The following is a 13,855-nucleotide window of genomic DNA, read 5'->3' as shown; positions in this document are numbered from 1 at the left end:
CGACCATCGGGAAGCCGCCACCCTGTGCCCGGACCTGCCATGTCTGCTCGGCGCCGACGGATTCGGCGCGGCAGAGGCTGGGACGCGACGCCTTGACCGGGCCGCAGCACGATCGACCCGCGACATCGACATGGGGCGAAGGTGAGCGAGCCGGCGGCCGTGCGGAGGAGTCAAAGCCCCTTCGTGAGCCTGTCGAAGGCGACGAGCCGGCGCAGCAGGTCCGGCATGGCCCGCAGCGGCACCATGTTCGGGCCGTCGGACGGCGCCCGATCCGGATCGGGGTGCGTCTCGATGAACACGCCCGCGACGCCGACCGCCACCGCGGCCCGGGCCAGCACCGGCACGAATTCTCGCTGGCCGCCCGAGGTCGCGCCCTGGCCGCCGGGCTGCTGCACGGAGTGGGTCGCGTCGAACACCACCGGCGCCCCCTTCGTCACCTCCGCCATGATCGGCAGCGCCCGCATGTCGGAGACGAGCGTGTTGTAGCCGAAGGAAGCCCCGCGCTCCGTGACGATGACGTTCGGATTGCCCGCCCCGGTGATCTTCGCCGCCACGTGGGCCATGTCCCAGGGGGCGAGGAACTGCCCCTTCTTGACGTTCACCGCCCGCCCGGTCGCCGCGGCGGCGAGCAGCAGGTCGGTCTGCCGGCACAGGAAGGCCGGGATCTGCAGCACGTCCACCGCCTCGGCCGCCGGCGCGCATTGCCCCGCGTCGTGCACGTCGGTGAGGACCGGGAGCCCGAGGCGCTCGCGGATCTCCGCGAAGATCGGCAGCGCCTCCGGGAGCCCGATCCCGCGGGCCGAGCCGGCGGAGGTGCGGTTGGCCTTGTCGAAGGAGCTCTTGAAGACCAGCCCGATCCCGAGCGGCGCCACCATCTCCTTGAGCGCCGCGGCGACCTCCAGCGCGTGCGCCCGGCTCTCGAGCGCGCAGGGACCGGCGATCAGGCTGAGCGGGAGGTGATTCCCGAAGCGCACGTCGCCGACCGTGACGACGGAGCCGGGGGTGGAGGGGTCGGTCGACATCGGCGGGGTTCCGGAACGGGGCGGGAGGGCCGCCCTCGCAGGCCATGATGGCAAACGAGAGGCGCCCCCCTCAGGCGAGCGCCTTGTAGTACAGGATCGTGTCGCAGGGGCGCCCGTCCGGCAGCAGCGCGTAGCCGGGAATCGCCCCGACCCGCTGCCAGCCCTCCCGCACGTAGAGCCGCTCCGCCTCGGGGCTCGCGGTGTCGAGGACCAGGAGCGTCTTGCCCGCCTGCCGCGCCTGGGCGTCCAGCGCCCGCATCAGCGCCGCGCCGATCCCGCGCCGGCGCGCGCGGTTGGGAACCAGGACCTTCGAGACGTCGGCGCGGTGGGGCTGGTTCTCGGGCTGCGCGAGGACGAGCTGCGCCGTCCCGAGGATCTCCCCCTCCGCCTCCGCGACGATCACGACCCGCTCGCCGCGCCCGGCGCTCTCCCCGACGCCGCGCCAATAGGCGAGCGCCTTGTCCCGCGGCAGCGGCGCCATGAAGCTGACCGAGGCGCCGGTCTCGACGCAATCGATCAGGATCTCCGCCAGCGCCTCGGCGCGCGCCAGGGTCTCGGCGCCGGTGAGGGCGCGAAGGATCGGATCGGTCACGGCGTCACCTCGTGCGGTCGGCCCCGCCGGTCGCCACGGCCACGAGCGTGCGGGCGGGACGGTCGGTCGGGTTGTGGAAGGCGACGGGTCTGTCGACCCGCATGGCGAGGCAGTCGCCGGTCCCGAGGGCGTGGACGGCGTCGCCGATCGTGATCGTGACGGCACCGTCTAGGACCCAGACCTGCTGCTCCAGGGGCGGCGCGCGAGTGCTGTCGTAGGCGACGGTGACGCCGGGCGGCAGCTCGACCTCGACGAGGTCGAGGGGCGTCGGGAAGCCCGGCGGCGAGAGTGCGCGGCGGTGATAGCCGGTCCCGGGGTCCCGCCAGGACTGCTGGTCGGTGCGGCGGCTGAGCGGCGAGGCCTCGTCCCGTGGATCGACCGCGAACAGAGCCGCGAGCGGGAGACCGAGGCCGGCGGCGAGCCTTTCCAGCACGGAGGCGGTCGGACTGCTCTCGGCACGCTCGATCAGCGAGATCATCGAGCGGCTGACGCCAGAACGCTGCGCGAGGGCGTCGAGCGTGAGGCCGCGCGCGGCGCGAAGGGAGCGCAGCCGCTCAGCAAGGCGCTGGTCGAGGGTCGATGCCGTTTCCATGATGGGAGATTGAATTTCCAATATGATGGAGTCAAGGCCCGGCAGCGGCGAAGTGCTGCGCGACGCGCACTCTCCCGCCCCTGCGGGCCTGCGGATCCACAGGTCGCCGCCGGGCGCCAGGCCGTTGAGGATCGAGCGTCATCTCCCCTCCCCCTTGCAGCGAATGTGTCCACACATCTTTGTAGCCGGCTGATCGGCTGAGCACTTCTGAAGGACACAACACGCCTCATGCTGAGGTGCGACCGCAGGGAGCCTCGAAGCACCCCTGACCGTAGATCCCGGAGAAGAGTGCCTTGGACAACCTGTTCCGGAGTGCTTCGAGGCTCCCTGCGGTCGCACCTCAGCATGAGGAGATGGGTTTATTGCCATTGGTCGGAACTGATGCTGTGGTTTGCGAACCTTCCGCTGGAGGAGAGATGCAGGTCACCAGCCTGATCGACGGTGAGCAAGTCTCGCGATGTCATACCAGCCACTGCCCAGCCGACGCAGTCGAGCGGTCACGGTGCCCTGCGGAGGTCCGTCGGCGGAATTGTCAGGATTGGGGCGTCCGTCGCCACGGGTCAGTGATGTCCATCAACGGGGCTCTCTTCTCCCGCTTCACTCCGTGGGGCATCCTCCTCCGCGACGAGGGAACGGTTCGGGCGTCGTTGAAGCGCAATTCCATCGCCCCGCCATCGATGCCCCTGTAGGATCATCGAACACCCCCGCCCGGGAGCCTCAGCATGGGATCACCGCCGCGCCATTGCTTCCGCGGGCTGCGCCGCGCGCTCCTCGCGCTGCCCGTCGCCCTGGCGCTCGCCCCGCCCGCGCAGGCCATCGAGGGCGGAATCCCCGCGAGCGGACGCGACGCCCTCACCCGCGCCACCGTGGCCCTCGGGACGGTCAACCGCCAGGAGGACGATATCCAGGTCACGCGCTGCTCGGGCGTGCTGATCGCCCGCGACCTCGTCCTGACCGCCGCCCACTGCATCGGCGAGACCCCGCTCGGCGCCGTGGTGATCTTCTACCGCGGCAGCCAGCCGACCGCCCCGGTCTACCGGGCGGCCGCGGTGTCGCGCTTCGCCGTGGACCGCGACGGGGCGGAGGCGGGCGATCTCGGCATCAACCTCCAGGCCCTGTCCCTCGATATCGCGGTGATCCGCCTCGCCCGGCCGGTCCGCGACCGGGTGCCGGTGCCGGTCGGCCGCGCGGTGCGGCGGCTGCCGGGGCGGCTCGTGCTCGCGGGGGTCGGGCTCTCGGGCGGGCGGCCCGGCACGCTCAAGACCGCGCGGCTCACGCCCCTCGCCGTCACGGCGAGCGGACTGACCTTCGCCCGCACCCAGGGCGCTCAGGTCTGCATCGGCGATTCGGGCGGGCCGGTCGTCACCGCGGGCGGCAGCCTCTGGGGCGTGGCGAGCGCGGTCATCACCTCCACGCCGCCCTGCGGCAGCCTGGTGGTGATCGCGCCCGCCGGCGCCCGCCTGGTCTCCGAGCGGGCGACGACCCGCGCCGCGTCCCTCAGGCGCTGAGCGTCTCCTCGGCCGGTCCCGGCAGGGCCATCACCCGGGGCGGGTGGCCCGTCGCCTCCAGGAAGCGGATCAGGTCTCCGGGGGCGATGGCCGTGGTGGCGGCGTTGTGGAGCGGATGAACGTTCACCGGGTCCCGCGTCATCAGCGCCGCGTCGAGAATCACCGTGACGCGCCGGTCCCGATCGTTGATCACTGCCAGCGGCGTCACCGAACCGGGCTGGACGCCGAGCACCTGCCCGAGAAGCTCGGCGGAGCCGAAGGACAACCGCCCGGTCGCCCCGATGGCGGTGTGCAGACGCTTGAGGTCGATCCGCGCCTCCGCCTCCGCGGTGACGAGGAAGAGCCGGTCGCGCTTGTCCTTCAGGAACAGGTTCTTCGAGTGCCCGCCGGGGAGGCCCGCCTTGAGGTCGCGGGATTCCGCCACGGTGTGGACCGGCCGGTGCGCGACCGTGCGCACCGGGATCCCGAGTTCGGCGAGGAACGCGAACAGCGCCTCCGGCGTCGCCGCACTCATGCGGCGAGGTGGCGGGCCAGCGCCGCCGGGTCGACATTGCCACCGGACAGGACCACGCCGACCCGCTTTCCGGCGACCGGCACGACTCCCTCGAAGGCTGCCGCGGCGGCGAGGCAGCCGGTCGGCTCCACCACGAGCTTCATCCGCTCGACGAAGAAGCGCATGGCCGCGACGAGTTGCGCGTCCGACACGGTGACGATCCCGGCGGCCTCCCGGCGGATGATCGGGAAGGTGTGCTGCCCGAGATGGGTGGTGAGCGCCCCGTCGGCGATCGAGACCGGGACCGGGATGCGCACGATCTCGCCCGCTGCCAGCGAGCGCTGGCCGTCGTTGCCCGCTTCCGGCTCGACGCCGTAGATAGCGCTCTCGGGCGCCAGCGCCCGGGCCGCGAGCAGCGAGCCCGCGAGCAGCCCCCCGCCCCCGAGGCAGACCAGGATCACGTCGAGGGGGCCGGTCTCCTCCAGCAGCTCCTTCACGGCCGTGCCCTGGCCGGCGATCACCTGCGGGTGGTCGTAGGGCGGGATCATCGTGAGGCCGCGCTCCTCGGCGATCCGGCGGCTCACCGCCTCGCGGTCCTCCTGGTAGCGGTCGTAGCGCACGATCTCGGCGCCGTAGCCCGCCGTCGCCGCGACCTTGATTGCGGGTGCGTCGTGCGGCATCACGATGACGGTCGGCACCGATTGCAGCGCCCCCGCATAGGCGATGGCCTGGGCGTGGTTCCCGGACGAGAAGGCGAGTACGCCGCGCCGCCGCTCCTCGTCGGTGAGCGCCGCGATCGCGTTGTAGGCGCCGCGGAACTTGAAGGCCCCGGCCCGCTGCAGGGGCTCGGCCTTGAAGAACAGCCGGGCGCCCATGCGCTGGTCGGCGGTGCGGGAGGTGAGCACCGGGGTGCGGTGGGCGACGCCCGCGATCCGCCGTGCGGCGGCCTCGACGTCGGCGAAGGTGATCGTCGTCATCAGCGGTGCTCGAAGTGCGGCTTGCGCTTCTCCAGGAAGGCGGCCATGCCCTCCTTCTGGTCGGCGGTGGCGAAGAGCCCGTAGAAGACGTCGCGCTCGTAGCGCACGCCCTCGCTGAGCGTCGTCTCGAAGGCCCGTTCGACGCAGGCCTTCACGGTCATCACCGCGGGCAGCGACATCGCCGCGATGGTCTCGGCGGTCTTCCAGGCCTCGGCGAGCAGGTCGGCGGCGGGGACGATCCGGGCGACGAGGCCGGAGCGCTCGGCTTCCGCCGCGTCCATCAGCCGTCCCGTGAGGCAGAGTTCCATCGCCTTCGCCTTGCCGACGGCCTTGGTCAGGCGCTGGGTCCCGCCCGCGCCCGGGATGACGCCGAGCTTGATTTCCGGCTGGCCGAACTTCGCGGTGTCGGCCGCCAGGATGAAGTCGCACATCATGGCGAGTTCGCAGCCGCCGCCGAGGGCGTAGCCGGCGACCGCCGCGATGATCGGCTTCCGGCGCCGCCCGACCCGGTCCCATTCGCCGAACGGGTCGGCCATGGCGAATTCCGGATGGGTGCGGTCGCGCATCTCGGTGATGTCGGCGCCCGCCGCGAAGGCCTTCTCCGAGCCCGTGATGACGATGCAGCCGATGCCGGGATCGCGGTCGAAGCCGTCGAGGGCGTGGTTGAGATCGGCGATCAAAGGCCCGCAGAGCGCGTTGAGCTGCGCCGGCCGGTGCAGCGTGATCAGCGCGACCCGGCCGCGCGTCTCGACCCGGATGTTCTCGTAATCCACCGCGTTCCTCCCCGGTGAGGCCAAGTCCCCTGTCTTAAGCCCCTTGGCTAGAAGACGCGGAGCCGGGCCGCAAGGCTCGGGCGAGAGGGTCAGACCGGCGGCGGGTCGGGCGCCTCGACCACCCGGCGCCGCTGGAGCTGCAGGGCGACGAACCAGCACAGGGCGGCCCAGGCCGCCCCCACGCACCAGCCCGCCAGCACGTCGCTCGGCCAGTGCACGCCGAGATAGACCCGGCTCGTGCCGACGAGGAGCGTCGTCGCCACGCCGAGCGCGATCACCAGCGCCTTGACCCGGCGGCCCTTCGAGATGCGGGCGAGCAGAATCGCCAGCGTCAGGTAGGTCACCGCCGACAGGGTGGCGTGCCCGCTCGGGAAGCTTGCCGTGAAGGTCTCCATGCCGTGGGGCACGAGGTCAGGCCGCGGGCGCTGGTAATAGAGCTTGAGGAGTGTCGAGAGGAGGTTGCCGCCCCCGACCGCCGCCGCCACGAACAGGGCCGCCCGGCCGCGCCGGGTCACTGCGATGTAGATCACCACGCTGACCGTCACGTAGACGATGCCGAAGACGCTCCCGAAGGCAGTGATGTCCCGCATGGTCTCGGGCAGCCAAGCCGGCCCGATTGGGTGGCTGAGGTCGCCGGGATGCCGGAGCGCCAGCAGCAGCTTCGCGTCGAAGGCCTTGGTGTCGCCTTCCGAGACCTCGCCGGCGACCTTCAGGAAGCCGAACCCGAACAAGCTGACCGCGAGGAGCGAGGCGAGCGGACCCACCTCGTTCAGGCGCAGGCGCGTCCACAGGCCGGCGGCGGCGTGCCGGAAGGTGCTGTGCTGCGCGATGCCGTTCATGCCTCGGATCCGGCGAAGGGAAAGCGGGCCCGCTTCTCCCACGGGCCACCGAGATAGCGCCAGAGGAGGAGGCCGGTTCCGGTCGCGTCGAAGGGCGCGAAGGCCGCCGAGAGCCGCCCGTGCAGGGCCCGCGCGACGTCGGGGGCCACCTTGTTCTGAACCGTGACGTGCGGCCGGAAGCCCTGCCGGTCCTGCGGCGTCAGCCAGGGCGCGAAGGCCTGGGCGAGGCGGGCGCGCAGGCGCGCGACCGCCGGGGCGTCGAGGTCGTAGGCGACGCCCCGTCCGAGGAAGCGCAGGCCCGCAACCCGAACGGGGGCGGGCGCCTCGGTCCGCGCCAGGGCCGCCAGGGTCTCGACGATGCCGCGCTCCTCCTCGCCGGGGAGGTGGTGGAAGAGGGTCACGTGGGCCGGAATGTGGTTCAGGGCCGCGGGGAAATGCGCCCGGCGCTCCGCGTTGAAGCGGGTGAAGGCGGCCTCGTCGAGGCAGAGCGTCAGGATCAGGGGCGGCTGCGACATGGTCGTTGCGAGATGGCGCTCCGTCCTTTCCCGTCGAGCCCGCTGTTCAGGCGGGCGCGGCACCGCTACAGCGGCGCGCATGACGGATCACGGCGTGCATGTGGGGCGGGACGGCTGGCTCTTCCTCATCGGAGGAACCAACCGGGTGCTGCAGCAATACCGCGCGACTCTGCCGAATGCCTGGCTCCGGTGGCGCTGGCGGCGCCTGATCGAGCGGCGGGCGAGGCGCGCCGCCGCGCTCGGGGCACGCTTTCACCAGGTGATCGTCCCCGAGAAGCTCAGCATCTACGAGGACCGGCTCGACGGGATCGCCCTCGATCCGGCCCTGTCGCCGGCCCGCCGCCTCGGCCAGGCGCTCTCCCGCTCACCCGCGGCGGGCGCCTGGATCGATCTCGTCGGGCCGATGCGGGCGGCCCGCGCGGGTGATCCCCCGCTCTACTTGCGCACCGACACCCACTGGACGGACCGGGGCTGCCGGCTCGCCTACGCGGAGATCATGCGCGCCCTCGGGGCCTCCCCCCGCGGCGATCTCGCGGAGCGGCCCCACGCCGTGTCCGAGGCGGTGCTCGACCTCGGCGCCAAGCTGCCCGTACGGCCGCGCGAGGCGGCCCGGATGTTCCACTACCTGCGGGACGCGGCGCGGGTCGAGGCGAATGCCCTGGTCGCGACCTACGAGTCGCAGGGGCGGGCGATGGACCTCCACGTCGGCGCCCGGGTGGTTTTTCGCAATGAGGGCGCGCATGCCGATCCCCGCCGGGTCGTGCTGTTCGGCGATTCCTGCGCGCATTTCGGCGACTTCTTCCTGACCGGCCTGCTCGCCGAGAGCTTCCGCGAGCTGCACTTCGTGTGGTCAGCGAGCGTGGATTGGGGCTACGTGGCGGCGACGAAGCCGCACCTCGTCCTGGTCGAGATGGCGGAACGGTTCCTCTACCGGGTGCCGGACGATCGCTTCGACTGCGAGGCCGCCGCGGCCCGCAAACTCGCCGCCACGGCCTGACCGCTGGTCCGCGCGCCCGGCGCGACCCATCTCTGCAGCGGGCTATCAGGAGGTCGCTATGGGACTGCTCGTCGACGGCGTCTGGCAGGACCAGTGGTACGACACCAAGGCGACGGGCGGGCGCTTCGTGCGCAAGGATTCCGCCTTCCGCAACTGGGTGACCCGGGACGGCGCCGCCGGCCCCTCGGGCGAGGGCGGGTTTCCGGCGGTCGCCGGCCGCTACCACCTCTACGTCTCCCTCGCCTGCCCCTGGGCGCACCGGACCCTGATCGTGCGCGCCCTGAAGGGGCTGGAGGAGGCGATCTCGGTCAGCGTCGTCGACCCGCATATGGGCGCGGAGGGCTGGGTGTTCGGCGACTCGCCGGGCGCGACGCCGGACTCGGTGAACGGCGCGCGGCGCCTCTACGAGGTCTACCTCAAGGCCGATCCGTCCTACACGGGGCGCGTCACCGTGCCGGTCCTCTGGGACAAGGAGCGGTCGACGATCGTCTCAAACGAATCGGCCGAGATCATCCGGATGCTGAATGCCGCCTTCCCAGGCGGCCCGGACCTCTGCCCGGCGGACCTGACGCCCGAGATCGATGCTCTCAACGCCCGGGTCTACGACCGCGTCAACAACGGGGTCTACAAGGCCGGCTTCGCGACCAGCCAGGACGCTTACGCGGAGGCGGTGACGGCCCTGTTCGAGGAACTCGACGCCCTCGACGCGCGGCTGGGTCGGGGCCGCTTCCTGTTCGGGGAAAGCCTGACGGAGGCGGATATCCGCCTGTTCACCACCCTGGTTCGGTTCGATCCCGTCTATGTCGGGCACTTCAAGTGCAATCTGCGGCGGATCGCGGACTACCCGAATCTCGCGCCCTACCTGCGCGACCTCTACCAGCAGCCGGCGATCCGCCCGACCGTGAACCTGACCCACATCAAGCGCCACTACTACGAGAGCCACCCGAGCATCAATCCAACCGGGATCGTGCCGCTCGGCCCGATCCTCGATTACGATGCGCCGCACGGTCGCGCGGAGCGTTTCGCCGGCTGACCCGTAACCGTCGCGGCGGCGCGACGAATCCGCCCGTGCGAGAACCGCGGCCGCGTGCCGTTTCGTTGTCGGCGGTGTTTCGCTGCAGCGCGGGAGCGCCCTGCGGCGAGGACAGGAGGGAAGGATCGGATGCGCGTCGTCGTCGACCTCAATCGCTGCCAAGCCTACGCGCAATGCTGCTTCGCGGCGCCCGACAGCTTCGCGCTCCACGGGCCTGAGGTGCTGGTCTACGACACGGCGCCGCCGCCGGAACGCCGCCGCGAGATCGAGCGGGCGGTGCAGGCCTGCCCGGTGCGGGCGATCCTGCTGGAGGTCGAGCCGGAGGAGGCCGCCTCCCATGGCTGAGGGGGAGCGCATCGTCGTGGTCGGCGCCTCGCTCGCGGGGCTGCGCGGCGCCGAGGCCCTGCGGCGCGAGGGGCACCGCGGCCCGATCACCCTGGTCGGCGACGAGCCGCACCCGCCCTACGACCGGCCGCCCCTCTCGAAGGGGGTGCTCGCCGGTTCGGCGCGGCCCGATCGCATCGCCCTGCCGTCGCGCCCCGGGCTCGACCTGACCTGGCGCCTCGGCTCCGCCGCGATCGGCCTCGACCTCTCGGCCCGCGAGGTCGCGCTTGCCTCGGGCGAGCGCCTGCCCTTCGACCGCCTGCTGATCGCCACCGGCACGCGGGCGCGGCCCTGGCCGGTCCCCGAGGAGGGCCGGCTGCAGGGCGTCCACACCATCCGCAACCGCGATGATGCCGAGCGCCTGCGCGCCGCCCTCTCGGCCGGCCCGAAGCGGGTGCTGATCATCGGCGCGGGCTTCATCGGCTGCGAGGCGGCCTCGGCCTGCCGGTCGATCGGCCTGCCCGTGACCCTGATCGACCCGAACCCGACGCCGCTCGCCTCGGTGCTCGGGACCCGCATCGGCGCCGTGGTGACGGCAATGGTGCGGGCGGCCGGCATCGACTACCGCCCCTCGACCCGCGTCGCGAGCCTGGAGGCCGATGCGGACGGCCGGGTGCGGGCGGCGCGCCTCGCCGGAGGCGGATCGATCGAGGCGGAGGTGGTGATCGTGGCCCTCGGCGCCCTGCGCAACACCGAGTGGCTCAGCGGCAGCGGCGTCGCGGCGGATGCGGGCGGCGTTGCCTGCGACGCGCTCTGCCGCGTCCTCGACCGCGACGGCACGCCCGTCCCCGGCGTGGCGGCGGCGGGCGACGTCGCGCGCTTCCCCCACCCGCTCTACGAGGACGGGCCGGTAGCCTTCGAGCATTGGGGCCACGCCGTGGCCCAGGCCGAGCACGCCGCCCGCACCCTGCTGGGCCTCGCGCAGGCGCCCTACGCGGAGATCCCGGCCTTCTGGTCGAGCCAGTTCGACGTCAACATCAAGTCGGTCGGCCTGACGAACGGCGCCGACAGCGTGGCGGTCACGCAGGGCGATCTCGCGGAACGGCGCTTCGTGGCGGTCTACGCCCGGCAGGGACGCACGGTCGCGGCCGTCTCCTTCGATTCGACCCGCTGGCTCCCGGCCTACGCGGCGCGCATCGCGGCGCGGGACGCCTTTCCGCCGATCCTCGGCGCGACCGACCAGGGCCGCGTCGTCCCCGCCGATCCCGGCTTCCCCCAGCGCCCGGCGCGAGGCTAGTTCCCGATGCCCGACCCGACGCCCGAGTCCAGTCTGTTCGCCGCGGTGAAGGACCAGGCCAACCGTCCGAACCCCTACCCGCTCTACGCGCGCCTGCGCGCCGCGCCGGTGGCGGTGCAGGACGACGGCACCTGCGTGGTCACGACCCACGCCGCCCTGCGCGCCCTCGTCTTCGACCCGCGGATCAGTTCCGAGGACCTGCCCTCCGCCTCGCATCCGCGCACCGGCAACCCGCTCAAGGACTGGATCCTCAACCCGATCAAGGACCACGTGCGGACCAAGCACCGGCCCTTCATCTTCCGCGACCCGCCCGACCACGACGTGCTGCGCCGCCACGTGATGCGCGAGTTCACCCCCGCGCGGATCCGGGCGATGCACGAGCGGGTGGACGGGCTCGTGGCCGACCTCCTCGACCAGCGCCGGGACGCGCGCGAGATCGACCTCGTCGACCACTTCTCCTACCCGCTCCCCGTCACGGTGATCTGCGAACTCCTCGGCGTGCCGCCCGAGGACGAGGCGCGGTTCCACGGCTGGGCGACCCAGCTCGCCACGGCGCTGGAGCCGGATGCCCGCCACGACGAGGAGACGGTGGGGCGCAACATCGAGACCTTCGACGAGATCGCCGCCTACATGCAGGATCTCATCCGCGACAAGCGCCGCCACCCGAAGGACGACCTGCTCACCGGCCTCGCCACCGGCGAGGATCCGAAGGTCGGCCGGATGGGCGATTACGACCTGATCGCGACCGCGATCCTGCTGCTGATCGCCGGTCACGAGACGACCGTGAACCTGATCACCAACGGCATGCTGACGCTGCTGCGCTTCCCCGAGCACCTGGAGCGCCTGCGCGCCGAGCCCGAGATCGCCCCGCGGCTGATCGAGGAATTGCTGCGCTACGAGCCGCCGGTCCATTTCCGCACCCGCAAGGCGCTGGCCGAGATCCGGATGGACGGCGTCACCATCCCGGAGGGCGCGCCCGTGGTGCTCCTCTTCGCCTCGGGCAACCGCGACCCGGCGCGCTTCGCGGATCCCGACCGGTTCGATCCGGACCGGGAGAACAACCAGCATTTCGGCTTCGGCGGCAGCCTGCATTTCTGCGTCGGCGCGCCGCTCGCGCGGCTGGAGGCCGAAGCGGCCCTGGTGGCGCTCGCCCGGCGGCTCAGGGCGCCCCGCCTGATCGAGGACCCGCCACCCTACCGGCCCGGCGCCTCGCTGCGCGGGCCCCAGCACCTGAGGCTGTCGATCGACGGCGTCGCCTGACGGCCGGGCCGACGCGCGAGGATGCTTCCGGTTCCCGGCCCGACCCGCGGCGCCGGCATGGCTCGCCGCCCAGGCCTTCGTGCGGCGCAGGTTGTTCCATATTGCGGCGCAGCGCGTGCGGCGCGATGAATCCGGTCCAGCGCCGCCATTCCGGACAGGCGCGGACCGCGCGACGCGACCCCGGCGAGACCCCGGGCGTCCTCCGCCCACGGTGACGGTTCCCCGGCCTTCCGGGGTGCTCTCAGCGTCTCACCGACAGTTCCATTCCATGACTTCTCCGGTCCGCATCGGCCTGACGGCGCTCGTCGTCGGCCTCGATCTCGTCTTCTGGCGGGCGCAGCCCGCCGACACCGCGGCGGCAGCCGCCGCCGGCCGCATCGCCGCCCGCCAGTTCGAGAACGGCGACTGGCCGGCCGTCGAGACGGCGCTCGCCGCGCAGGCGGCCGGCCAGACCGGCACGGCGGTGGCCGTCGCCTCGCTCCTCGCGCTCGGGGCGATCTGGCTCGGGGCGCGGCGCGGCCCGGGCGCCGCCGCCCTCCTCGCCGCGATCCTCCTCGACGTCTCTCCGGAGTCCGCCGCGGCCTATTACGACACCCGCGACTATCCCGAGTACCGGGAGGTGATGCCGAACGAGACCGCCTTCCTGATCCCGGAGATCGGCGAGAACCGCTCCGGGCAGGCCGCCTTCATGTCCGAGGCCTATCTCAGCGAGCGCAAGGTGGCGATGAAGCGGGTGCAGATCCCGCACACGCTGATCCGCAATCCCGGCTGGTCCTCGGACTACTACGTGCCGGCCGCGCGCCTGATGATCGTCGACCGCTCGCCGGTCTCGCGCGAGTGGGTGAGCGCCAGCGAGCGCGGCACCTCGGCCAGGGACCAGGGCATCCGGTTCGAGACCGCCGAATCGGTCACCCTGCGCACTGGGATCGTGATCTCCGCCTTCGTGAAGGAGGAGGACGCGGCGAAGTTCGTCTACTGGTTCGGCGCCCGTCCCTTGCCGGGCAATCCCAGCGACCCGCAGGTGAACTTCGCCAGCGTGATCTACGGCCGCTCCCTCGCCGAGGTCGTGGACGAGAACCTGCACCGCACCGTGCAGGCGGCGATGGCCAAGGAGTTCGGCAAGCGGACCACGGACGAGGCCATCCGCGAGAAGGCGGCGGTCATCGAGGCGGTCGAGGCCGAGGTCAGGCGGGTCTACGCCCCCATGGGCATCACCGTGACCACGCTCGGCTACGCGGAGGGGCTGACCTTCGACAATCCCGAGATCCAGCGGGCGATCGACATGACCTTCGTGGCGATCAAGAACGCCCAGAGCGCGCAGGCGCAGCTTCAGACGCTGCCGATCCAGGAGAAGCTCCTCGCGCTGAAGATCCGCGAGATGGACGCGCAGAGCCGCCGCACCCTCGCGGAGCGGTGGAACGGCTCCGCGGCGGGCGTGCTGCCCGCCCTGCCGAGCTGGATCGTGGTTCCGGCCGATTGGCCGGCGCGGGTCAAGGACCTGCTCGCGCCCGCTCCGGAGGCGGCCCGGCCGACGCCCTGACGCGGCCCGCGCGCCGCGTCACCCCGCTGGCGGAGCGGGCGCGGCGCGCGGAGCCTGACCGAGCCTCGGGCTGGACGGCCAAACCGCCCCGAC

The 13,855-nt window shown here is 72.5% G+C and carries 15 protein-coding genes; 7 read left to right on the top strand and 8 right to left on the bottom strand.

Annotation, left to right across the window (positions count from 1 at the left end):
- Nucleotides 1–170: 170 nt before the first annotated feature.
- The 3 genes from kdsA to ACW9J6_RS10445 all read right to left on the bottom strand — a co-directional run bounded on the left by kdsA (nt 171) and on the right by ACW9J6_RS10445 (nt 2,206).
- Nucleotides 171–1,022 (bottom strand): 3-deoxy-8-phosphooctulonate synthase, encoded by an 852-nt coding sequence (gene kdsA / locus ACW9J6_RS10455; RefSeq protein ID WP_457116405.1) that lies wholly within the window; start codon nt 1,020–1,022, stop codon nt 171–173.
- 70 nt (nt 1,023–1,092) lie between these two features.
- Entirely contained in the window at nt 1,093–1,614 is a 522-nt protein-coding gene (locus ACW9J6_RS10450) for an N-acetyltransferase family protein (RefSeq protein ID WP_457116404.1), read from the bottom strand.
- A gap of 4 nt (nt 1,615–1,618) precedes the next feature.
- Nucleotides 1,619–2,206: a helix-turn-helix domain-containing protein gene (locus ACW9J6_RS10445; RefSeq protein ID WP_457116403.1), complete on the bottom strand. Its 588-nt coding sequence runs from the start codon at nt 2,204–2,206 to the stop codon at nt 1,619–1,621.
- Nucleotides 2,207–2,928: 722 nt separating this feature from the next.
- Between ACW9J6_RS10445 and ACW9J6_RS10440 the strand changes: the two genes are divergently transcribed.
- Complete coding sequence (locus ACW9J6_RS10440) at nt 2,929–3,714, top strand: trypsin-like serine protease (protein WP_457116402.1); 786 nt, start codon at nt 2,929–2,931, stop codon at nt 3,712–3,714.
- Here ACW9J6_RS10440 and ACW9J6_RS10435 read toward each other — a convergent pair.
- From ACW9J6_RS10435 to ACW9J6_RS10415, 5 genes are all read right to left on the bottom strand, one after another.
- Nucleotides 3,704–4,228 (bottom strand): prolyl-tRNA synthetase associated domain-containing protein, encoded by a 525-nt coding sequence (locus ACW9J6_RS10435; RefSeq protein WP_457116401.1) that lies wholly within the window; start codon nt 4,226–4,228, stop codon nt 3,704–3,706. The two genes, ACW9J6_RS10440 and ACW9J6_RS10435, sit on opposite strands and share 11 nt — an antisense overlap.
- Nucleotides 4,225–5,184: a threo-3-hydroxy-L-aspartate ammonia-lyase gene (locus tag ACW9J6_RS10430; protein ID WP_457116400.1), complete on the bottom strand. Its 960-nt coding sequence runs from the start codon at nt 5,182–5,184 to the stop codon at nt 4,225–4,227. The genes ACW9J6_RS10435 and ACW9J6_RS10430 overlap by 4 nt, the downstream gene beginning before the upstream one ends.
- Nucleotides 5,184–5,957 (bottom strand): enoyl-CoA hydratase, encoded by a 774-nt coding sequence (locus ACW9J6_RS10425; RefSeq protein ID WP_457116399.1) that lies wholly within the window; start codon nt 5,955–5,957, stop codon nt 5,184–5,186. The genes ACW9J6_RS10430 and ACW9J6_RS10425 overlap by 1 nt, the downstream gene beginning before the upstream one ends.
- An 89-nt stretch (nt 5,958–6,046) precedes the next feature.
- Complete coding sequence (locus tag ACW9J6_RS10420) at nt 6,047–6,796, bottom strand: phosphatase PAP2 family protein (protein ID WP_457116398.1); 750 nt, start codon at nt 6,794–6,796, stop codon at nt 6,047–6,049.
- Complete coding sequence (locus ACW9J6_RS10415) at nt 6,793–7,311, bottom strand: 2'-5' RNA ligase family protein (RefSeq protein WP_457116397.1); 519 nt, start codon at nt 7,309–7,311, stop codon at nt 6,793–6,795. Before ACW9J6_RS10415 ends, ACW9J6_RS10420 begins: the two co-directional genes overlap by 4 nt.
- Nucleotides 7,312–7,390: 79 nt before the next feature.
- On the opposite strand from ACW9J6_RS10415, the gene ACW9J6_RS10410 reads away from it, so the two are divergent.
- From ACW9J6_RS10410 to ACW9J6_RS10385, 6 genes are all read left to right on the top strand, one after another.
- Entirely contained in the window at nt 7,391–8,308 is a 918-nt protein-coding gene (locus ACW9J6_RS10410; protein ID WP_457116396.1) for an alginate O-acetyltransferase AlgX-related protein, read from the top strand.
- Nucleotides 8,309–8,366: 58 nt separating this feature from the next.
- Nucleotides 8,367–9,341, top strand: a complete 975-nt coding sequence (locus ACW9J6_RS10405) for a glutathione S-transferase family protein (protein WP_457116395.1) — start codon at nt 8,367–8,369, stop codon at nt 9,339–9,341.
- Nucleotides 9,342–9,470: 129 nt separating this feature from the next.
- Nucleotides 9,471–9,686 (top strand): ferredoxin, encoded by a 216-nt coding sequence (locus ACW9J6_RS10400; protein WP_457116394.1) that lies wholly within the window; start codon nt 9,471–9,473, stop codon nt 9,684–9,686.
- Nucleotides 9,679–10,962 carry an NAD(P)/FAD-dependent oxidoreductase gene (locus tag ACW9J6_RS10395; protein ID WP_457116393.1) on the top strand — a complete coding sequence of 428 codons (1,284 nt, stop codon included), beginning with the start codon at nt 9,679–9,681 and terminating at the stop codon, nt 10,960–10,962. Before ACW9J6_RS10400 ends, ACW9J6_RS10395 begins: the two co-directional genes overlap by 8 nt.
- 6 nt (nt 10,963–10,968) lie before the next feature.
- Entirely contained in the window at nt 10,969–12,222 is a 1,254-nt protein-coding gene (locus ACW9J6_RS10390) for a cytochrome P450 (protein WP_457116392.1), read from the top strand.
- Between the two features lie 268 nt (nt 12,223–12,490).
- On the top strand, nt 12,491–13,762 hold the full coding sequence (locus ACW9J6_RS10385; protein WP_457116391.1) for a hypothetical protein: 1,272 nt from the start codon (nt 12,491–12,493) through the stop codon (nt 13,760–13,762).
- Nucleotides 13,763–13,855: the final 93 nt, after the last annotated feature.

Source organism: Methylobacterium sp. JK268, assembly GCF_054052225.1.
This window is presented reverse-complemented; position numbering and strand designations above follow the sequence as displayed.

Excerpts from the sequence above, each read along its gene's own strand:
- ACW9J6_RS10400 (WP_457116394.1), top strand. The coding sequence starts at position 9,471 with ATGCGCGTCGTCGTCGACCTCAATCGCTGCCAAGCCTACGCGCAATGC.
- ACW9J6_RS10410 (WP_457116396.1), top strand. The coding sequence starts at position 7,391 with ATGACGGATCACGGCGTGCATGTGGGGCGGGACGGCTGGCTCTTCCTC.
- ACW9J6_RS10435 (WP_457116401.1), bottom strand. The coding sequence starts at position 4,228 with ATGAGTGCGGCGACGCCGGAGGCGCTGTTCGCGTTCCTCGCCGAACTC.
- kdsA (WP_457116405.1), bottom strand. The coding sequence starts at position 1,022 with ATGTCGACCGACCCCTCCACCCCCGGCTCCGTCGTCACGGTCGGCGAC.
- ACW9J6_RS10420 (WP_457116398.1), bottom strand. The coding sequence starts at position 6,796 with ATGAACGGCATCGCGCAGCACAGCACCTTCCGGCACGCCGCCGCCGGC.
- ACW9J6_RS10445 (WP_457116403.1), bottom strand. The coding sequence starts at position 2,206 with ATGGAAACGGCATCGACCCTCGACCAGCGCCTTGCTGAGCGGCTGCGC.
- ACW9J6_RS10430 (WP_457116400.1), bottom strand. The coding sequence starts at position 5,184 with ATGACGACGATCACCTTCGCCGACGTCGAGGCCGCCGCACGGCGGATC.
- ACW9J6_RS10385 (WP_457116391.1), top strand. The coding sequence starts at position 12,491 with ATGACTTCTCCGGTCCGCATCGGCCTGACGGCGCTCGTCGTCGGCCTC.
- ACW9J6_RS10390 (WP_457116392.1), top strand. The coding sequence starts at position 10,969 with ATGCCCGACCCGACGCCCGAGTCCAGTCTGTTCGCCGCGGTGAAGGAC.
- ACW9J6_RS10415 (WP_457116397.1), bottom strand. The coding sequence starts at position 7,311 with ATGTCGCAGCCGCCCCTGATCCTGACGCTCTGCCTCGACGAGGCCGCC.
- ACW9J6_RS10440 (WP_457116402.1), top strand. The coding sequence starts at position 2,929 with ATGGGATCACCGCCGCGCCATTGCTTCCGCGGGCTGCGCCGCGCGCTC.
- ACW9J6_RS10395 (WP_457116393.1), top strand. The coding sequence starts at position 9,679 with ATGGCTGAGGGGGAGCGCATCGTCGTGGTCGGCGCCTCGCTCGCGGGG.
- ACW9J6_RS10405 (WP_457116395.1), top strand. The coding sequence starts at position 8,367 with ATGGGACTGCTCGTCGACGGCGTCTGGCAGGACCAGTGGTACGACACC.